Below are 20,676 nucleotides of genomic sequence, written 5' to 3'. Positions count from 1 at the left end.
TATTCTTCGCGGTATTATTATCGTTTCCCTGCCAATTACAAAAAAAATAAGACTGCTATAAAGCAATCTTTTAATGTCTCAGTATCCCATTTTGTGCATGTTGACTTAACAGTTGACCCACAGTGACAATTTCATAACCCTCAGCCTTTATTTTATCTAATAAAATAGGTAATGCTTCCGCTGTCTGAACTGGAGTATCAGATGCGTGCATAAGAATAATCCCTCCAGGTTTCAAACGCTTCATAACTCTTTCGACAATAACATCGCGACCAGGATTTTTCCAGTCTAAAGAGTCAATATTCCATATAATAGTTTTATATCCTAATTCATCTGTTACTTTTAAAGATTGTTGACTATAATGGCCATTCGGTGGACGAATTAACGTAGCATCTACACCAGTCACTTCTTTTATCAATTCATGTGATTTTTCAATATCTTCCTTAACCCATTCTCTTGTTCTATCACCATAATTTTCATGGCGATAACCATGACTTGCGATTTCATGCCCATCTGTTACCATACGTTTTGCCACATCTGGATACTTTTTGGCCCAAGGTCCCATAATAAAAAATGTTACTTTCGTATCATGCTGTTTTAATGTATCTAAGATTGAGGGTGTAAACTTATTGCCCCAAGAATGGTCAAAGGTTAACGCTACTACCTTACGTTCAGTACGAGTACCAGCAATCGCTATAGGTCCTGAAGAAATAAGTTCCGCCACTTGAATATACACAGCACTAATCGCAAAAAGTCCTATCATCCCATAAAATAAATGTCTACGATTAAATAAACGCCTTAGATTTAAAACCATATCCGTCCCCCTTCCGCCGCTACATTAGTATGTATGCAATAAAAGGATAATTTATGAAGATAAATAAAAAAAGAAGTTGCTCGCAAAATTCTACCTTGCGAGCAACTTCTACATTCATTAGCAAAATGTTAGCATTCGATGTACATCATGCCGCCTACGACTCTTTACCTTGCAACTTGTTTAACGACGGTCATTAAAGATGCGTGGATAAACGAACTATTACTATATTCAGTAAATATCAAAGCTCCACAAATAAGCGGAGCTTTGATCCATAAATAGGTTAATCGCCAATTGGGTCTTGAATTAGGGTAGCAATTTGGAATTCGTGAACGTGCCCATCAGCCACAGTGGTTATGTCAGCTTTAAAATGCACGTGTCTGCCATTACCTACATCAATTGGGAGACCAGTCCTGACTGCAACTTCGTGGTGGTGGTCTTCGTAAAAATCTGTTTTTGTAAATAATTCGTGCACATGACTATTTTCAAACGGTATCACTTCACTTGAAACCCCGGCAAACCGATGGTTATGGGGGTCCGTGGACGCTTCAGCAATCTTGACGCTTCCTTCAAATTCATGTACATGTGTTTGGGTTGGAGGGCACTCACACTCGCACTCACAATCACAATCCCAATCATGTTTCTTCCTATTGTCTTCAGCCATTATTATACCTCCTTCATTTTTATACGGCATTGAATAATATGCTCCTGGAGAGCCTAATATACGTTCAAGTTTAGCCAGATTGTGTCCACTGGCAGCATCAGTTACTGATAGGCTACATGTAGGTCTGGACGCGCATGTAGTTCAGGTAATCTTTTCCAAATAACTAGATAGGATGGAATACTCTTCTGTCGGATAAGAGAATAAATAAAGAAGATAGTTTATATTGGATGCCACACTTCTGCTCCGCATGTGATTGCAGGGACTGCCTATAGCCAAGTAGTCCTTTTTTCTATCTAAAGTATGAAACTGGATGAATCGTATGATTAAATGAAAAAGACCCGATCCAAAAACTGTACATCGGATACTAGCAGAAATAAGGACATGAAAAAAGAGGCCGCACAAAAGTTTACTCAACTAATGCGAGGCCTCTAAAATTTTTTTTTACGTTAGCAAAATGTTAGCATTTGGTGTAATTCAGCGGACAAACCCGTTCCTGCAAAGGGGTTTGAGGCTTATATTACATCATGCCGCCCATTCCGCCCATTCCGCCCATGCCACCCATGCCGCCCATAGCAGCAGCAGCGCCACCGTCTTTCTCAGGCTTATCAGCGACTAAAGTTTCAGTAGTTAATACCATAGCTGCAATGCTAGCTGCGTTTTGCAGTGCAGAGCGAGTTACTTTTGCTGGATCAACAATACCTGCAGCAATCATATCAACATATTGCTCAGTTAATGCATTGAAGCCCATGCCTTTACCAGCTTTCTTCACGTTTGCAACAACGATGGAGCCTTCAAGACCTGCGTTGTTAGCGATTTGACGTACTGGTTCTTCAATGGCACGTCTTACAATATCAACACCAGTCTTTTCATCACCAGTTGCTTCAATACTATCAAGAGCGGAAATAATGTCAATGAAAGTAGTACCACCACCAGCGACAATACCTTCTTCAACAGCAGCGCGAGTTGCATTCAAAGCATCTTCGATGCGGTATTTCTTTTCTTTCAATTCTACTTCTGTAGCCGCACCTACTTGGATAACAGCTACACCGCCAGATAATTTAGCAAGACGTTCTTGTAATTTTTCTTTATCGAAATCTGAAGTGCTATCTTCGATTTGTGTTTTGATTTGGCTAACGCGAGCTTTAATTTGAGTTACATCGCCAGCACCATCAATGATTGTAGTTTCTTCTTTAGAAATACGAACTTGACGCGCACGACCAAGATCAACAAGCTCAACAGTATCAAGCTTACGACCAATTTCTTCTGTAACAACAGTACCGCCAGTTAAAGCAGCAATATCTTCTAACATAGCTTTACGACGATCACCAAAACCAGGAGCTTTTACAGCTACGGCTTTAAATGTACCACGTAATTTATTCACAACCAAGGTTGCTAATGCTTCGCCTTCGATATCTTCAGCAAGGATCAAAAGTTCCCGACCTTGTTGTACTACTTTTTCTAAAGTAGGAAGTAAGTCTGCAATCGCACCAATTTTACGATCTGTAATCAAAATATAAGGATCATTTAAGACCGCTTCCATTTTGTCAGTATCAGTTACCATATATGGGGAAATGTAGCCACGGTCAAATTGCATACCTTCAACTACATCAAGGTTAGTTCCCATGCCTTTGGATTCCTCAACAGTGATAACACCGTCTTTACCCACTTTTTCCATCGCTTCTGCAATTAAGTTACCAATTTCTTCATCAGCTGCAGAAATAGAAGCAACCTGAGCAATAGCATCTTTAGTTTCTACTTTTTTAGAGGATTTTTTAATTTCTTCTACTAAAGTTTTTACTGCTTTTTCAATACCCTTTTTAATAATCATAGGGTTTGCACCTGCTGCTACATTACGCATACCTTCGCGAATCATAGCTTGTGCTAATAAGGTTGCAGTAGTAGTGCCATCGCCTGCTACATCATTAGTTTTGGTAGCAACTTCTTTCACCAGTTGCGCACCCATGTTTTCAAACGGATCTTCCAAGTCAATATCACGAGCAATTGTTACACCATCGTTTGTAACGGTAGGAGCACCAAATTTTTTATCAAGTACAACATTACGCCCCTTAGGTCCTAATGTTACTTTTACTGCATTTGCCAGAGCATTAACGCCTCTTTCTAGCGCGCGACGTGCATCTTCATCAAATAAAATTTGCTTTGCCATTTTATGTAATCCCCCTAATTAATAATTTTATTATTGTACAACTGCTAAAATATCTCTTTCACTTACGATCAGATATTCTTGTCCTTCGAATTTCACTTCTGTACCAGCGTACTTGGAGAATATAATTCTATCGCCAACTTTTACATCAAGAGCAATACGTTGGCCATTTTCTAATACTTTACCAGTACCAACCTCGATAATTTCTCCTTCTTGTGGCTTTTCTTTTGCAGTATCCGGTAATACGATACCACTTTTTGTTTTCATTTCACCCTCTAAGACCTTAATGACCACTCTGTCACCTAACGGCTTAATCATTGAAATATCCTCCTTCATGATGTGTATTATAGTAGCAACGTTGTTAGCACTCAATGCTAGCGAGTGCTAATCACATAATTTATGATATAAAATTCAGCAAGAAAAAGCAAGTGTTTTCATGGTAAAAATCAGTATTTTTTAAAAAAAATATAAATTTACCTGCTTTTCTACTTTTAGTTTCTCTTAGTTGCTGCCTGCACTATGGATTCAGCCACATCTTTAATTGCTTTGCGTTTACTCATACTATACTGTTGAATACGCCTATATGCTTCTGTTTCGCTCAAGTTATATGCATCCATTAGTATTCCTTTTGCACGATCTAAAATCTTCCTAGTCTCAAGGGACTGTTTTACATTTTCTAATTCTTGTTCTAATTCGGCAAATTCCTGAAAACGTGATAAAGCAATTTCCATTGCAGGGAATAAATTAACTTCTTTCACAGGCTTAACTAAATAAGCCAAAACCCCTGAATCTTTGGCCTTTTCTACAATATCTTTTTGACTAAAGGCTGTAAGCAATAATACTGGAGCAAGTTTTTCGTTAGAAATTATTTTGGCAGCTGTAATACCGTCCATTTCTGGCATCTTAATATCCATGATAACCAAATCAGGTCTATATTGACGGACCAAATCAACGGCCCGTGAACCATCAGAAGCTTCAGCTACTACTGTATGACCCGCCTCTTCTAGAATTTCCTTTAAATCCATTCGAATTATGGATTCATTATCTGCAATTACAATCCGCAATGGTTCCATTTTCAAACTCCTCCCTCCACCTTACGGGGAATGGTAATACAAGCATGGGTACCTTGATCTGTATACATTTCAAAACTACCGCCAACATCACTTTCAATAAGAGTGCGTACAATCTGCAATCCTAAACTATTCGATAATTGTGGATTAAATGTTGGTGGCATACCAATACCATTATCATATATTTCAATTTTATACTTGTCTTCCATCGTCGTAATGTCCACCCCAATGATACCTTCATGCCTGCCAATAAAACCATGTTCTATTGAATTTTGAATGAGTTCATTGATGACGAGTGCCAAACTACTAGCTTGTTCAGAAGGGAATACTACTGTTTCCCCATTGAAAATAGTTTGCAAGTTGAAATCGGGTTCCAGCATGTTTTGTATGACTAAATCGAGAATATTTTTTGCGACTTCTGCCACATCAATAAACTCTGCATCTTGCTGTGATAAAAATTCATGAACAACAGATATACTGGAAATACGGTTTACGCTTTCCCTTAAAGCTGCTTTTACTTCTTGTGATTTGGTACGTCTTGCTTGTAACCTTAACAAACTGGCAATGGTTTGTAAATTGTTTTTTACTCGATGATGTATTTCCTGAATGACTGCAGATTTTATTAGTAACTCTTTTTCTTTCTTTTTTAATTCGGTAACATCTGTCAAAATCATCACTGTACAGACACTTACCCGGTTAACGACAATAGGAATGGCCCTTTGTACTAAAATCATATTTCCAGCAGTTAATTCAGTCTCACAAGGTTCTTGCACGGTTATCGCCTTCTGGGCTAATCCCATATTGGCCTGACGATCATAAATACGCCTTCCGACAATACACCCTACAGCTAGAACCTTATAAATACTCTCCGCTGTTGAGTTAGCAAAAACAATCTTTCCTTGTTCGTTGATTATCAAAATACCATCACTCGCTGATAAAGATCGATAATACTTACTACTGCTTGGTATTTTCACTGTTGACAGCAATAGTTGAGCAGTCTCTACAAGCAATTGATGACCTTCCATATGAGATTCTTCCAAACTGGTTTCAAAACTGATCGCTGCAATTACGTTACCACTTGCATCCCGTACAGGATAGACTTGCATTTCCATCCACATGCCAAGTGCCCATTCACGTTGCCCATGAATTGCCTCACCTTTGGAAATGCTGCGCCAAATAAGCGGCTCTTCAGAAGCATAAACAGTACTCCCAAGTAAATTCGGCTTGTGTTGTACAAAGCTAGTATTTGGCTTTACCTGGGCAGCAATCACCAGGAAATTTTCATTTCGTGCCTTAGCATATAAGGTAACCTGAGCATGAGCTAGATCACTCGCCAGTCCTAACACTGCACAAATATTATCTAATACTGCTATTTGCGCAGGGGCTAATGCAGTTATTTTCCGACAAACATCTCCAGCCACTCCCATATGTACCTCCATCTATTCTAACTACTGTATGTAAAATACTATAAATACTTATTCCACTTATTCCTTAAAAATTCCTTGTTACTGGTTACGGGCGCTTTCTTTTATGTAATGGAAACCCTTTACCGGTTACCTAATTTTAGAGAAGGCTTTGCATTCAAGTGTAAGTCCGCATAATCTCCAACGAGATGTTGATAATAGGCCCGACAAGCAATCATTGCCGCATTATCTGTACATAAAATGATATCTGGGAAATATAAAGAAAAGCCCGCCTTTTGGCATGCACTTTCCATTTTCGCTTTAAGACTGCTATTAGCAGCTACTCCTCCGGCCAAGACGATTTGTTTTACACCACAATTCGTTGCTGCTTGCAAACTCTTGCTGATTAATACATCTACTATGGCAGCTTGAAAGCTAGCAGCTACATCTGCCTTGTTGATTTCTTCCTCTTTTTGAGCAGCACTATTCAAATAATTAAGTACTGCTGACTTTAATCCGCTAAAACTAAATTCAAAACTATCTTTTCCAGGTAAAGCCCTTGGAAAAGCAATGGCTTCTGGATTACCTGTCAGGGCTAAACGATCAATGTAAGGCCCCCCTGGGTAAGGCAGCTTCATAACTCTTGCTACTTTATCAAAGGCTTCACCCGCAGCATCATCTCGGGTTTGACCTAACAATTCGAACTCGTTATACCCTTTGACATGCACTAAGGAAGTGTGTCCTCCTGATACAACCAAGGCCATAAAAGGTGGCTCTAACTTAGTATGAGCTAAAAAATTAGCAAAAATATGCCCTTCTAAATGGTTGACCCCAACTAATGGGATACCTGTCGCAAAAGATAAGGCTTTGGCAACGGACACGCCAACCAGCAAAGCTCCGACTAAACCTGGACCATAAGTAACACCGATAGCTGAAATATCGTTAAATGTTACACCTGCGTCACGCAAAGCTTGGTCAACTACAGGAATCACATTTTCGATATGTTTACGAGAGGCAATCTCCGGAACTACCCCTCCATATTTTTGATGTACTGGTACTTGAGAGGAAATGACATTTGATAAAATTACACGCCCATCAGCCACTACGGCTGCGGATGTTTCGTCACAACTGGTTTCTAAAGCCAGTGTTAAACAAGGTTTGTGATTTTCTTGCATTTTTTCCAAAACAATGGCCTCCATCTTTTCTTCTATCTGACACAATCTAAAAGTATTGTCACACTTTTATTATCTGCTACATATTGTAAGTATCATCAATCACCCTATTAGCCACGCAAGTGGCTCTTTTTTTACGGGAAATCGCACCACATAATAATTGCATCTTCTTTTGTCTCAACATAGTAATTACGCCTTCTCCCTTGGGGCACAAAACCGAATTTCCCATACAGATTTTGAGCAACCTCATTTGATGCACGCACCTCTAGTGTCATTCGAAGGGCTCCCCGTTTTTTAGCATGCTCAATAAGAGCAGTCATTAACTGTTCTCCGAGTTTTCTCCCTCGATGTGTTGGTAAAACTGCCACATTGGTAACATGCGCTTCATCAACAATGAGCCACATACCCGCATATCCAATAATCTGACCTGCTTCAACCATTACTAAGTAATAGGATAAATCATTGTTTATTTCATTAACAAATCCCTCACGTGACCAAGGTGTAGTAAATGACTGCTGTTCCACAAAGAGTACACCATCAATATCTAAGGCATTCATACGTCTTATGGAAATTGAATTCATACTGTGATTCCATGACGACGTTCCCACAACACCTCAGCTTCTGAACGTCTAACATATACAGGTTCCAAATTCATAACATCATGCTGTATGCCTTGTGCTATTAATTTATGACCTAAGCCAGCCACGCTGCTTGCTCGTTGAATAATAATATGAGGTGCTGCTATTATTAAATTTTTCCCTATCTGCTTTATTTTTTCTCTATACATCACAGCGGATTCTCCAAGTAAAATAACGGGACGATCCAGCTGGCTTAATTTTTCCAATGCGTCATCTACATGGATTACAATTGCAGGTTCAATTTCCTTTAGCTCACCCTGCTGCCATTCAAATAATGCCTGGTATACATTGCCTTTTTGTGCGTCAAGCATAGGAGCTAAAATCACACCTGGTACTGGACAACCATAGGCCATCGCAGACAAAGTTGGCACCCCTACAAGAGGAATATTCAAAGCATAAGCCAGGGTTTTCGCCGTTGATAAACCAATTCTCAGGCCAGTAAAGGACCCTGGGCCAATACTAACAGCAACTGCTTTAATATCACTCTTTCCTACTTCTGCCATATCTAGTAGTTTGACTATATGAGGCATTAGTAATTCTGAGTGCGTTTTTTTTGTTTGTAATGTAATCTCTGCTAACAATGTATCATTTGTCGCCAAAGCGACACTGGATACTAAGGTAGCTGTGTCTAGGGCAAGAATGGGCATATCTGTTTCAGCTCCTCACAAATGTGTTCATAAGCAGTACCAAGAGCAGAAATACGAATCACCCGCTCATTTACCTTACCGCCATTATTTACAAAATCCGAATTTATTTCAATCCATAAATATTCGTCAGGCAATTGATCTGGGAATTTGTCTGGCCATTCGATAATGGAAAGACCATCACCCTCTGTGTATTCATAGAATCCAATATCATATAATTCTTCTGCATCCTCTAATCGATATAAATCAAAATGATATACAGGAAACTTGGCTTCATATACATTCAAAATAGTAAAAGTTGGACTATTTATGGCATCCTGTATATCTAATCCAGCTGCCAGTCCTTGTACCAATAGAGTTTTTCCTGCTCCTAAATCCCCTACTAAACATACTACCTGTCCCGCCGATAATACCTTTGCTAAACATTGCCCAAATGCAAAGGTTTCCTCAGGCGAGGTTGTTTTAAATTCTAACATAAGAAATTGTTCCTCCTAATTACCTCGCTTAACGGAAATGATTGTATCCCTTTGGTTCTAACAGAGTTTCTTTGCCATCCTCAGAAACAAGTCTCACCCCTTGCTGTTCTTCAACCACTTCACCAATAACCGTTAGGTTTAACCTATCACTACCTTGCGATAGTAATTTAAAATTCTCAGATGAAATGGTAAAGACTAGCTGATAATCTTCACCACCATACAAAGCATATTTAATCCCAGATTTATCCAATCTAGATGATGCATCTCTCAATTCAGAAGATAATGGAATCTTATCTTTATAGATTCTCATTCCTACCTGACTAGCTTTAGCAATCTCATTTACTTCACTTGCCAAACCATCACTAATATCATTCATGCTGGTTGTCCCGAAAGAGGCTAATTTTCCACCTGCTTCTACCTGAGGTAACGGTACTAAATGCTTTGTTACTAATGGCATAAAGAAATCGTACTTTTTCCATTCTTTTTTTTGCAAAAGATCTAATCCACAGCCTGAGTCACCAAGGGTGCCAGTCACTACAAGCAGCTCTCCCACACTGGCTCCTGATCGTTTTTGCAGTTTTTCTGGCGCTACTTCTCCCATTGCAGTTACATTAATAATGAGCCCTTGAGGGCTTGCTACAGTATCGCCACCCACAATATTAACGTTAAATTCCTCGCAAATTTCTTTCGCACCCTCATATAACGCAACGACAAAATCTACCGACAAATGCTTGGGTAAAGCAATCGATACAACTACATGTCTAGGGCTTCCGCCCATTGCAGCAATATCGCTTAAATTTACAGCGATGGCCTTATATCCTAGCTGCCGAGGGGTGGTTGTACGTAAGTCAAAGTGAACTTGCTCTACTAACATGTCTGTTGTTACTAATTGCAATTGACCAGGACTTGGCAAAAGGGCAGCTGCATCATCACCAATTCCTAACACAACATTCCCCTTATTTTTAATTGTATCTTTCTTTATTAGATCAATTAAGGCAAATTCCCCTAATTGCTTCAGCTCCATTTTAGTCACCACCCAACCAGTATAAATATATAACGATTCTGCTTAATAGTAAAAAATTCCTGCATCTTTTTATTATTCTCCCCGAATTTTAAAGCTTACCTATTATCATCACCATTTATCTAAGTTTTTAATGCACCATTCTTGTATATAGGCAACAGCAGTAATCTGAAATCAGACTACTGCTGTTACTCACGCTTTTTTCGCTATCTAAATATTACTTTTTTATAATTTTTTCAGAACGACTTAAAGGTTCTCCAATATCCATATGCCCCGATATGGTATCGATCTTTTTACCCTCTACCATAATTTGCACTTTTTTTATGTCATGAAACTCAGTCAACGTATTCACTATGGAGGCTACTAGTAAGATCTCGGATGCTGAACCGCCCTTGTTATTTTTTACTAATTGATCACTGAAATCAGCATAAGCAATATGGTCTTTCACCGAAATATTTCGTAATTTGGTACCAGCAGGAATTACAGAAATCAATTCTGGGTTCTTTGTTCCAGCCACTAATAGCTCCATCGCAGTTTGCGCTGGATGAGTGTTTTTTGGAACGACATACTGCTCCCCGACTAAATTTAGCGCATCCTTGGTTGCATAATATACTGTCATCTTCATCGTATCTTGTCCCACTGAAGAAGGTGTAACAGTAGCTCCCTCTATTGGCGCAGCTTGCTGCTGTGGGTTTTCATTTTGCAAAGGAACTGGTGGCTGTTGAGTTGTATTATCACACCCGCCTAGCATCACTGTCATAAGAAGTAACATAACAACTAGAAATATTCTCTTAGGAAACATTATAAGCCACCTCCCCTTTTAGCGGCCTGACTAAAGAACTTGTCCAATCCTTGAACAATTCCTTGCGCCATTTGTTGCTGGAACTGATATGTACTCAATAATTTTTCTTCGGCAGGATTGGAAATAAAACCAAGCTCCGCTAGTATTGACGGCATTGTAGTACGTTTTATTACATAAAATCCTGCAGGATAAGTACCTCGGTCTTGAAGACCACCCGTTGCCACCAAACCATCTTGAATGCAAGTTGCTAACAAAGCGTCATAATTGCTTTTCTGATAATAATAGGTAGCCGTGCCACCTACTGTTGGATTGGAAAAGGCATTAATGTGTATGCTGACAAAAACATCTGCTTTATTATTATTTGCAACGATCGTTCTTGCTTTTAGTTCGTCCACTGCACTAGCATTCGGTCCATATACATCTACATCGGTCTGCCTAGTCATCAATACTTTGGCTCCCGCGTTTTCTAACATTGCTTTTACCTTTTGTGCAACTCCCAAAGTTACTGTCTTTTCTTGCACTTTATTGGGACCGATTGCGCCAGGATCACTGCCGCCATGGCCAGGATCAATGACAATTACCTTGTTCCTTAGACCAGGAGTAAAGTTGTATACTACCTTAGGTACAGGTTTATTAATATCCACTACAACACGAAAAGATTTCTTATTAGCAGTATCACTCTTCAAAGTAAATACTTTATAATCACCATCATCAATCATAGCAGGTAAGTCCACAATGGCCTGACTATTATTACCATCTTTTTTGATAAACCTAACTTTTTCAGCAATTTGACCGTCTAAAGTGATGGAATCATCTAAATCGCCCACTACCGCACCTTTTATATCAAGAACTAACTGTGGGCCATTTCCATCTAAAGTACTACTAACTATTACTGGATCACTTGTATCAATCACCAGTCGTAACTTGCTGGTTCCCTCTACAGCATCTTTATGCACCAACCAACGAGCACTGTTTAGCTGATTTGTCGTAGCAGCCCCAGCCACTGGCAATGAAATAGCTGATTTCAATATAGGTACGCTAGCAGCCGGCCTGGCGTCAGGTACATTATTATCCAACGTTTCTGCCATGCTTATTTGAGGTACAAAAAACATCATAAATAAAAGCAGGCTTAGAAATATAGAGCGAAATCGACGCAAATTTAACACCTCCGTATGTGAAAGACATCTAAAAATCTACAAAACACAAGACAATTTTTATGTTTTATCCCGCATAAAAACAATATTGTGAGTTCTTTTATTAAAATTCGCGCTGATTGACAAAATTCCTGCAACGGCATAAAGATTAACTTTTAAAGCTAAGAAAACCTTCCTCTTTCCGATCCCATAATAAAAAAAGGCCACAACTGTAAAAATACAGCTATGGCCTTTTACCCGGTATAATCCGCTCTACGAAATTCATCTTATTTCATGAAAATTTAGGGCGGCTAAGTTTGGATAAGTAAGACTATAATTCAGATTGAGTATAACTCATTTGAATCAAGTCCTTTTAATGAGTATAGGCTATTTTAGAGTCCTTCGTCCAACCCCCTAGGTGAGCACAGAAGAATGTTTATTTTGTGATATTTTCCAACTTTACCATGTATTCCATAGGAACTTCTTTCTTATTAATCAAATCAACTGCATACTTTACGCCATAATAACCTTGATCATCTGGCTTTTGGTCAACAGTAGAAACCATTTTTCCTTCTTTAATATAAACTTTAGCTTGGTCCAAAGCATCATATGCGGTAACTACTATTTTCCCTGTTTTACCTGCTGCATCAATTGCTTGAATGGCACCAAAGGCCATCATGTCATTCGCACAAAATACACCATTTAAGTCTGGATTGGCTTGTAAAATGTTTGTCATTACATTGAGTCCTTCTTCGGTTTTCCAATTTGCAGATTGAGAAGCTACAACTTGAATATCCTTATATTCAGCAAACGCTTTTTTAGCCCCATTTTTTCTGCCCTCTGCATTATCAACACCTTGAATCCCCTCAATAATAGCAACCTTACCTTTACCTTTGAGTTGCTCGGCCAAATATTTACCCGCTAAATAACCACCATCCATATTACTAGCGCCAACATAAGGAATCGGTTTCAAACCAGCTGCTTTAGCAGCATCACCATCAATACGATTATCAATATTTATAATTGGAATACCAGCATCTTGTGCCTTCTTCAACACAGGCACAATTTCTTTCGATCCACCTGGGGCAATACAAATTGCATCCACCTTAGTTGCAATCATATTTTCTACAATAGCAATTTGTTGTTCAATTGAAGTTTCTTCCTGCCCTACTTGTACATCCAATTTAACACCTAACTCTTTTCCAGCCTTTTGCGCCCCCTTTTCCATACTCATAAAAAATGGATTACTCAGGGTTTTCATAACAAAACCAATTTTTAATTCCTTTTTGTCTGTTTTAGCAGCTGGTTTATCACTACCAGTTCCACCGCATCCTGTTAATAAAGAAGCCATTACTCCTACGCCAACCACAACCGCTAATGTTTTTTTGTACATGGACATTTTCAACTCTCCCTTCAATTTTCAAAAGATATTGATTGTGTACCCACCTGTAAATTCCTTAGAAGCGGCAAAGGACTCATTTGCCACTTAAGGGCATGGTTTTATGTCACAATTACCAAACAGCATTGCCATTTGCCTAATTGGCCACCACCGTTTTTTTTAGAAATAAGCATCATAGTTTAGGTGTAATACTATTGTTACCTTCTGTAATTTCGTTGCTTCTGCTAAGTCCTTTAGCGGCTTTACTATCTTTTCGTGATCTTCTGTACTGGTCAAAAAACACAGCACCGACGATAACACTGCCAATGACAATTTGTTGCAAAAAAGGTGAGACATTTAAAAGGTTTAACCCATTACGCAACATTCCAATAAGGATTGCCCCCATCAACGTACCTGTAATCGTTCCCTCACCACCATTTAAGCTAGTACCACCAATAATAACTGCTGCAATCGCATCTAGTTCATATCCAATACCCGCAATCGGCTGGGCAGCATTCAAACGACCAGTCAATATGACAGCACCAATACCACAAGTTATACCAGAGATGATATAGGCCCAAGTTTCCACTGCCTTTACATTAATTCCCGATAAACGAGCAGCTTCCTTATTACCACCAATCGCATAAATATATCTTCCAAATTTAGTATAATTCAAAATAAAAACCGCTAGAATTACCACAATTAGAGCATAAATGACTGGAATTGGAATTTTTTCAATACTGCCGGCACTGAAAAAACGAAACTCACTGGGAAACATATGAATGGTCTGCCCATTTGTAATAAACAGAGCTGCACCTCTCGCAACGCTCATCATGCCAAGAGTAGCAATAAATGCTGGAATCTTAAGTCGAGCAATTAATACACCATTAATAAGCCCCAAGAGACCGCCAACCAAAATTCCTGTAAGGATAGGTATACCTATCCCTATATCTAAATGCAGTGTTAATCCGATAATTACACTGGAAAAAGCAGTTAATGGGCCTACCGACAAATCAATTCCAGAAGTCATTATTACAAAAGTCATACCTACAGCAATAATCGTAGAAATAGACACCTGTAATAAAATATTAAGTAGATTGTTAATTTCTAAAAAATGCGGACTACTAATCGACAAAAATATAAATAAAATAATAATGGCAATTCCTATGCCAAATCGATCTGTAATTTTATGAAACATTACTAATCCCCCCTAACATCAACGGCATAATATCTTCTTGGGCAACTGTACCGTCATTATTACATTCACCAACAATTCGTCCTTGATTCATTACAATAATTCGGTTACTAACCCTTAGAATTTCAGGTAAATCGGAAGATACCATAATAATGCTCTTGCCGGCTTCGGCTAACCCATTCATTAATTTATAAATTTCCGCCCGAGCCCCTACATCAATACCCCGAGTAGGCTCATCAAAAATTAGCACTTCACAATCCGTTAAAAGCCATTTACCTATAATTACCTTCTGTTGATTTCCGCCACTTAAAAATTTAGCTAACTTATCTGCAGAACTAGTAGCTACGTTTAAAGACTTGATGGTATTATTAGCTTCCAAGTTTTCTTTTTTTCGGCTAACGAGAAAGCCTTTGCAAACACTTGCCAAATTGGCCATCGTAATATTTTGATCAATCCCCATGATAAGAACGAGACCATCTCTTTTGCGATCTTCACTTAAATAACCAATTCCATGTTTAATGGCTTGCATAGGAGAATTAATTTCCACTTCCTGTCCATGTAGTACTACTTTGCCTGCTTCCATTTTTTCTGCACCAAAGATAAGTCTCATTAACTCACTTCTACCAGCGCCAACCAGGCCTGCAAAACCTAAAATTTCGCCTTTCCTCAGGCTGAAACTCGCATCTTGTACACTATTACCCCAACTAATATTCTTTACTTCCAGCATGACCTCGCCAATATGGTCACTAACTGGTTTATCCATCTTCTCTAATGTTCGTCCCACCATCATGTTAATAAGTTTGTCAATCGTCACATCTTTCATATTGACGGTCCCTATATCTCGACCATCTCTCATAACGGTTATTCTGTCTACAATTTCATCTAGCTCTTGTAGTCGATGAGAAATATAAACAATTGCCACTCCTTGACTTTTCAACTTGCGGATAATCCGAAATAACTCATGAGTATCTTTATCACTAATTGATGAAGTTGGCTCATCCATAATAATTATTTGTCTTTTCTTAACTAAAGATCGAGCAATTTCTACCATTTGCTGCTGAGCCGTGCTGATTTCCTTAATCAGTTTCTTAGGATCAATATCTATATTCATTTCTTGGAAAATTGCTTGCGTCCGTTTCTCCATCTCTTTTTTATTTACCATCCAGAAGGAGCTTTTGACAATTTCCTCTCCCAAGAATATGTTTTCTGCCACACTCATCGCTGGAATTAAGCTCATTTCCTGATAAATAGTACTGATCCCAAGATCACGCGACATTTGCGCATCCCGAATGTCTACCTCGTTTCCATGTAAAAAAATTGTTCCATTGTCTTTTTGGTGAGCGCCACTCAAAATCTTAATTAATGTTGATTTACCTGCACCATTTTCTCCTAATAAGCAATGAACTTCGCCTTTGCGGAGCTCAAAATTAATACTATCCAGTGCCTGCACTCCTGGAAAAGCCTTACTAACGTTGTTCATGCGTAAAATAATTTCCTGCTCCATACTGTTATCACCCCCGCACTTTAAAAATTAACACCAGACCTTAGAATAATATTCGCATAAGGTGTACACTCACCAGTGCGAATCACTGCTACTGCCCTCTTATTCATTTCCTTAAATTCTTCATGGGTGCACTTATCTAAAAGTACGCCGCCCATTATCCCCTTTACAGACTCAAGCATTTTAGGACTTATGGTTTCCATTTCTGTGGCAATCACGGCCTTTTCAACCTCTAACTCTTGCAAAATTACTTGAAGAGTTTCTAAAAACCCTGGCACTCCATGAGTTAAAGCCAAATCAACACGACGCACTCCAGAAGGTATTGGCAAACCACAGTCACCAATAACCAACATATCCCCATGTCCCATACCAGCAATTACTTCACTAATTCCTTGATTTAATACGCCAGTTTTTTTCATTACTTTTCCTCCTGCTTACTAATAAATTCATCCACTTCTTCTCGCCATGGCAATGCAGGCTGCGCACCCGCTCGGGTCACCGATAATGCAGCAACAGCAGTAGCAAATTTTGCACTCTCTAATACTGTCTTTCCTTGGCTTAAGGCAGTAGCTAAGGCACCTACATAAGCGTCTCCAGCCGCAGTTGTATCTACAGCCTTCACCCTATAGGTTGGAATATAGCAAGTTTCTTTTGCAGTACAGTATAACGCTCCTTTATTACCCAATGTAACAATAACAGCTGCAACACCTCTAGCTAATAATTTTTGTGCAGCTTGTTCCTCTGATCCAGCTTCACTTTCAGTAAGGACAGCTGCCTCCGTCTCATTTGGAATAATAATATCAATCATAGATAGTAATTCATTATCAATTTGACGAGCGGGTGCAGGATTTAAAATAGTAATCCACCCTTGCTCCTTAGCTCTTCTAATCGCATATCTTACCGTTTCTTCTGGTATTTCATTTTGCACTAAAAGAATGCCCGGCCCCTCTACTAAGTCTAATACTTTGTCTATATCACTTGGAAAACAATCATTATTGGCCCCAGGCACAACAACTATAGAATTAGCACCATTATCATCCACTGTAATTAACGCCGTGCCAGTAGAATTCTCTGTTCTGCTTATGTAGGAAGTATCTACATTCCCTTCTGACAAGCTACAAAGCAGTTTGTCGCCAAAATCGTCTCGTCCGACTGCCCCTACCATCGTGACCTTAGCTCCTAATTTAGATGCAGCCACTGCTTGATTGCCGCCCTTGCCACCTGGAAAGGTTGTAAACGTTTTTCCAAAAATTGTTTCTCCCCTGAGCGGTAAGTTTGCTACCCTTATTACTAAGTCCATATTTAAACTACCTACAACCAATATCGGTTTTGCCAAATCCTTCATTTTCTTTCCTCCACACTGCCTGAAGACTGACGAATAATAAGTTCAGGCTTAAATATCTTTTCATAATAAGTCTCTCTTACACCCGTAATATGCTCCACTAAAAGTTTCACTGCATATTGCCCCATATCATATACAGGTTGCCGAATCGTCGTTAACAAAGGTTTATACCATGCCGCCATACGTATATCATCAAAGCCAACCACCGCTACATCTTCTGGCACCCTTATACCATATTTAGCTAAACATTCAATAACACCAATTGCCATCAGATCATTAGAAGCAAATACTGCGTCAAACTTTTCTCGACTAAATAGTAAATCTTCTACTGCCTTATAACTACTCTCGTAAGTAAACGCGCCAATAAACGCTAGATTCTTATTATACGGAATGTTATAACGAACAAGGGCATCTTGATAACCACTCGCCCGATCGGCCCCAGAAGACAGCTTTAAAGGCCCGCTAATAAATGCAATCCGTTTCTTACCTAATTGAATCAAATGTTCCGTAGCCAAAAAAGCACCTAAACGATTATCAGAAGTAACAGTGCTGGCATGAATTCCACTTACTCGTCTATCCAGGAGAACAACAGGAATACCTAAAGAATCTAAGAGAGAAATACTTTGTTTGTTATAAACACTGTCAGTAAAAACAATACCGTCTACTCGTTTACTATACAAAAAATGAATATAATTTCTTTCTTCTTCTAGCCTTCCGTCTGTATTACATAAAATAACGGCATAATTATGGATTTTAGCAGCATCTTGCACTCCCCTTACTAACGCTGGGAAAAATGGATTTTCAATATCCGGAATCATAAGCCCAATACTGCGTGACTCTTTTATCTTTAATGCTCTGGCTACATCATTAGGTTGGTATTGCAATTCTTTCATGGCTGCCGATACACGTTCTGCTAGCAATGGTGATACCTTATCTTTACCACTTAATGTACGGGAAACAGTTGCTATAGAAACGTTAGCTAATTGCGCTACATCTTTAATTGTTTTATTTTTTAGAACCTGCTTATCATTCTGCATTAAAAAACTCCTATTTGTATCTTGTAAACGTTTACATTACTTATTCTTCCAAAGGTAAAAAACTCCTGCTATCATTTTCACTTTTTTCAGAATTTTTAATTTTATTTTAAATTCCTACATTCACTCATAGACTATGACTGTTTTTTACACCTATAAGAATCAGCTTGATTTAAGCCTTTTTGGGATCAAAGTAGGTGGATATCTTATTCCTCTAATTCAAATCAAAAATTCTTTAATACAAAAAAAATCAGGAAAGCATTAGCTTTCCTGATTCCTCTTTACAATTTCCTTCAAGAGATTCTCTGCCTCTAGCCTTGCCGCATTAGTAGCTTGCTGATCAACCTCCAAGGCAATCTGCAATATATCTCCCTCTGCCGCTTCACTAGGTAGGCTACAGCAAGGCCATGATACCTGCGTTTCATCCTCACCTACTAATAATACTGCCTTACTTCCTTCAAAACGATCAATGACAGCTTGAACCTTCATATTACTGCTCCTTTGATATTGTATAAGTTTTTCCGTCGCTATTTACTGTTACCGTCCCATCTGTATCTGTACGATATACTTTCACCTTGGCCTCATTTAATTTTTTCATTGTAGAGGGATGAGGATGGTGATAATCGTTGTTAGCACCTAATGAGATAATAGCAGCTTCCGGGGCTACGATTTTTAAAAACTCAATTGACGAAGAGGTGTTGCTACCATGATGTCCAACTTTCAATATAGTACTTTTAAGCTCATTTCCATAGGTTTTCACCATGCGGTTTTCCGATTCCTTTTCCGCATCTCCAGTTAATAGCATGGAAAAGTTATTATAAACCAGTTTAGTAACTATAGAATTATTATTCAACTCCGATTCTGTTATAAATGGCTTTTCTGGCGCAAGAATTTTAAGTTTAATATCATCAGTAATAACAATCTCAGTACCGGCAGTAAGCACGGTAAAAGGTATCTCTTTCTTTTTTACTAGGGTTAAATACTGACGATACAGGGCAGTGGTCGTAGTTTGTCCACTATCGTAAATCTGATTAACTTTGAAATTATCTAACACTCCTGGCATTCCGCCTAAATGATCGGCATGTGGGTGAGTAATGATTACCTTATCAATTGTGGTAATGCCCTCTTTTTTTATGTATTGCACCAATTTTTCTCTAGTATTAATATCTCCTGAATCAACCAATACAGTTTGCCCAGCTACGCGGATTAAAATCGCATCACCTTGTCCAATATCTAGTACCTTCACAGTAAGAGGTGAACTTGCTGAACTAGTTTGCTTTTGCCCCCCTTGCCCTGCTGGTTTTACACTTTGTTTACTACAACCTGCTACAACCATAGTAACAAATATTAGCAACATGAATACTGCTAACCATCTACGTATCATAATAAAACTCCTCACAACATATCATTTTCTAACTAAAAAGACTTGGTTTTCACCAAGTCCTAGTTGTTTGTTAAAATAAAACAGTTCACTTTAGATCACAAATTATACCTCAACCAAACCCAAACTCACCTTTATCGATTCATCAACCATACTCATAATATCATCATTTAAGTGAGAGACTTTCTCTTTTAATCGACGTTTATCAATAGTACGTAATTGCTCCAATAAAATAACGGAGTCTTTTTCCAAACTAGATTGTTTCGAATTGATTTCTACATGAGTCGGCAATTTAGCTTTCGAAATTTGTGAAGTAATGGCTACCACGATAACGGTCGGACTATATTTATTACCAACATCATTTTGTATGACTAAAACGGGACGATGCCCTCCTTGTTCCGAACCCACTACCGGGCTTAAATTGGCATAATAAATATCCCCACGTTTTACGACCATTTTTATTCACGCTCCGCCAGCAGGGTAGGCATTTCAAATGTATCTGCATCAGCCAGCAATCCTTCCTCAGCTAATGTCAGATTAATTCCCGCCATCTCCTGATATCCCTTACGCATTCTATCATACACTTCTTTACGTTTACGTTCTTCAATACAAAGACGCATAGCGTCGCGCACAAATTGACTCCGACTTAATTTTTCTATAGCAATAATACCATCCACTTCTTGAAGCAAACTATTCGGGATACTAATCATAATACGCCTCAATTCTGCCACGCCTTCACCCCCGCCAGTTAACACATACATTCATATAGATTGATTATAATTTTTTTATATACAAATGTCAATTTTTTTATACACGATTTTATCATTTGGCGGATGATAACCGGCTGCAAATT

At 38.7% G+C, this 20,676-nt stretch carries 23 protein-coding genes; all 23 read right to left on the bottom strand.

Annotated features, from left to right (window positions below):
- Positions 1-70 precede the first annotated feature (70 nt).
- The gene (gene pdaB, locus QSJ81_RS03055) at positions 71-811 is read right to left on the bottom strand and encodes a polysaccharide deacetylase family sporulation protein PdaB (protein ID WP_285715934.1); all 741 of its coding nucleotides are present in this window, start codon (positions 809-811) and stop codon (positions 71-73) included.
- A 280-nt stretch (positions 812-1,091) separates the two neighbouring features.
- Entirely contained in the window at positions 1,092-1,472 is a 381-nt protein-coding gene (locus QSJ81_RS03050) for a YmaF family protein (RefSeq protein WP_285715933.1), read from the bottom strand.
- Between the two features lie 517 nt (positions 1,473-1,989).
- Positions 1,990-3,636, bottom strand: coding sequence for a chaperonin GroEL (gene groL, locus QSJ81_RS03045; protein ID WP_285715932.1), 1,647 nt, complete (start codon positions 3,634-3,636; stop codon positions 1,990-1,992).
- A gap of 30 nt (positions 3,637-3,666) precedes the next feature.
- Positions 3,667-3,951, bottom strand: coding sequence for a co-chaperone GroES (groES, locus tag QSJ81_RS03040; protein ID WP_038669289.1), 285 nt, complete (start codon positions 3,949-3,951; stop codon positions 3,667-3,669).
- Positions 3,952-4,124: 173 nt separating this feature from the next.
- Complete coding sequence (locus QSJ81_RS03035) at positions 4,125-4,706, bottom strand: ANTAR domain-containing response regulator (protein ID WP_038669286.1); 582 nt, start codon at positions 4,704-4,706, stop codon at positions 4,125-4,127.
- Positions 4,707-4,708: 2 nt separating this feature from the next.
- Positions 4,709-6,130: a histidine kinase N-terminal domain-containing protein gene (locus QSJ81_RS03030; protein WP_038669283.1), complete on the bottom strand. Its 1,422-nt coding sequence runs from the start codon at positions 6,128-6,130 to the stop codon at positions 4,709-4,711.
- 119 nt (positions 6,131-6,249) lie between these two features.
- The gene (tsaD, locus tag QSJ81_RS03025) at positions 6,250-7,281 is read right to left on the bottom strand and encodes a tRNA (adenosine(37)-N6)-threonylcarbamoyltransferase complex transferase subunit TsaD (RefSeq protein ID WP_285716062.1); all 1,032 of its coding nucleotides are present in this window, start codon (positions 7,279-7,281) and stop codon (positions 6,250-6,252) included.
- Between the two features lie 131 nt (positions 7,282-7,412).
- Positions 7,413-7,859, bottom strand: a complete 447-nt coding sequence (gene rimI / locus QSJ81_RS03020; RefSeq protein WP_285715931.1) for a ribosomal protein S18-alanine N-acetyltransferase — start codon at positions 7,857-7,859, stop codon at positions 7,413-7,415.
- On the bottom strand, positions 7,856-8,563 hold the full coding sequence (tsaB, locus tag QSJ81_RS03015) for a tRNA (adenosine(37)-N6)-threonylcarbamoyltransferase complex dimerization subunit type 1 TsaB (RefSeq protein WP_285715930.1): 708 nt from the start codon (positions 8,561-8,563) through the stop codon (positions 7,856-7,858). Before tsaB ends, rimI begins: the two co-directional genes overlap by 4 nt.
- A complete protein-coding gene (gene tsaE, locus QSJ81_RS03010; protein ID WP_285715929.1) occupies positions 8,545-9,036 on the bottom strand; it encodes a tRNA (adenosine(37)-N6)-threonylcarbamoyltransferase complex ATPase subunit type 1 TsaE in 492 nt (163 codons plus the stop codon). Before tsaE ends, tsaB begins: the two co-directional genes overlap by 19 nt.
- Before the next feature lie 28 nt (positions 9,037-9,064).
- On the bottom strand, positions 9,065-10,060 hold the full coding sequence (thiL, locus tag QSJ81_RS03005) for a thiamine-phosphate kinase (protein WP_285715928.1): 996 nt from the start codon (positions 10,058-10,060) through the stop codon (positions 9,065-9,067).
- A gap of 214 nt (positions 10,061-10,274) precedes the next feature.
- Positions 10,275-10,859: a GerMN domain-containing protein gene (locus QSJ81_RS03000; protein ID WP_285715927.1), complete on the bottom strand. Its 585-nt coding sequence runs from the start codon at positions 10,857-10,859 to the stop codon at positions 10,275-10,277.
- On the bottom strand, positions 10,859-12,025 hold the full coding sequence (locus QSJ81_RS02995) for an N-acetylmuramoyl-L-alanine amidase family protein (RefSeq protein WP_285715926.1): 1,167 nt from the start codon (positions 12,023-12,025) through the stop codon (positions 10,859-10,861). Before QSJ81_RS02995 ends, QSJ81_RS03000 begins: the two co-directional genes overlap by 1 nt.
- A gap of 403 nt (positions 12,026-12,428) precedes the next feature.
- Positions 12,429-13,391 carry a sugar ABC transporter substrate-binding protein gene (locus QSJ81_RS02990; protein WP_285715925.1) on the bottom strand — a complete coding sequence of 321 codons (963 nt, stop codon included), beginning with the start codon at positions 13,389-13,391 and terminating at the stop codon, positions 12,429-12,431.
- A 172-nt stretch (positions 13,392-13,563) separates the two neighbouring features.
- Entirely contained in the window at positions 13,564-14,568 is a 1,005-nt protein-coding gene (locus QSJ81_RS02985) for an ABC transporter permease (protein WP_285715924.1), read from the bottom strand.
- The gene (locus QSJ81_RS02980; RefSeq protein ID WP_285715923.1) at positions 14,558-16,069 is read right to left on the bottom strand and encodes a sugar ABC transporter ATP-binding protein; all 1,512 of its coding nucleotides are present in this window, start codon (positions 16,067-16,069) and stop codon (positions 14,558-14,560) included. The genes QSJ81_RS02985 and QSJ81_RS02980 overlap by 11 nt, the downstream gene beginning before the upstream one ends.
- Positions 16,070-16,089: 20 nt before the next feature.
- Positions 16,090-16,485, bottom strand: coding sequence for a D-ribose pyranase (gene rbsD / locus QSJ81_RS02975; protein WP_285715922.1), 396 nt, complete (start codon positions 16,483-16,485; stop codon positions 16,090-16,092).
- Positions 16,485-17,411 carry a ribokinase gene (gene rbsK, locus QSJ81_RS02970; protein WP_285715921.1) on the bottom strand — a complete coding sequence of 309 codons (927 nt, stop codon included), beginning with the start codon at positions 17,409-17,411 and terminating at the stop codon, positions 16,485-16,487. Before rbsK ends, rbsD begins: the two co-directional genes overlap by 1 nt.
- Positions 17,408-18,445, bottom strand: coding sequence for a LacI family DNA-binding transcriptional regulator (locus QSJ81_RS02965; RefSeq protein ID WP_285715920.1), 1,038 nt, complete (start codon positions 18,443-18,445; stop codon positions 17,408-17,410). The genes rbsK and QSJ81_RS02965 overlap by 4 nt, the downstream gene beginning before the upstream one ends.
- A 258-nt stretch (positions 18,446-18,703) precedes the next feature.
- Positions 18,704-18,931, bottom strand: a complete 228-nt coding sequence (locus QSJ81_RS02960) for a DUF3006 domain-containing protein (protein WP_285715919.1) — start codon at positions 18,929-18,931, stop codon at positions 18,704-18,706.
- 1 nt (position 18,932) lies between these two features.
- The gene (locus tag QSJ81_RS02955) at positions 18,933-19,826 is read right to left on the bottom strand and encodes a ComEC/Rec2 family competence protein (RefSeq protein WP_285715918.1); all 894 of its coding nucleotides are present in this window, start codon (positions 19,824-19,826) and stop codon (positions 18,933-18,935) included.
- A 102-nt stretch (positions 19,827-19,928) separates the two neighbouring features.
- The gene (locus tag QSJ81_RS02950) at positions 19,929-20,279 is read right to left on the bottom strand and encodes a type II toxin-antitoxin system PemK/MazF family toxin (protein ID WP_285715917.1); all 351 of its coding nucleotides are present in this window, start codon (positions 20,277-20,279) and stop codon (positions 19,929-19,931) included.
- A gap of 2 nt (positions 20,280-20,281) precedes the next feature.
- Positions 20,282-20,554, bottom strand: a complete 273-nt coding sequence (locus tag QSJ81_RS02945; RefSeq protein WP_038669226.1) for a CopG family ribbon-helix-helix protein — start codon at positions 20,552-20,554, stop codon at positions 20,282-20,284.
- Positions 20,555-20,676: the final 122 nt, after the last annotated feature.

This window comes from Pelosinus sp. IPA-1, assembly GCF_030269905.1.
GTDB lineage: Bacteria > Bacillota > Negativicutes > DSM-13327 > DSM-13327 > Pelosinus.
Note: the sequence above shows the minus strand (reverse complement) of the source record. Positions and strands in the feature narration are given on the sequence as shown.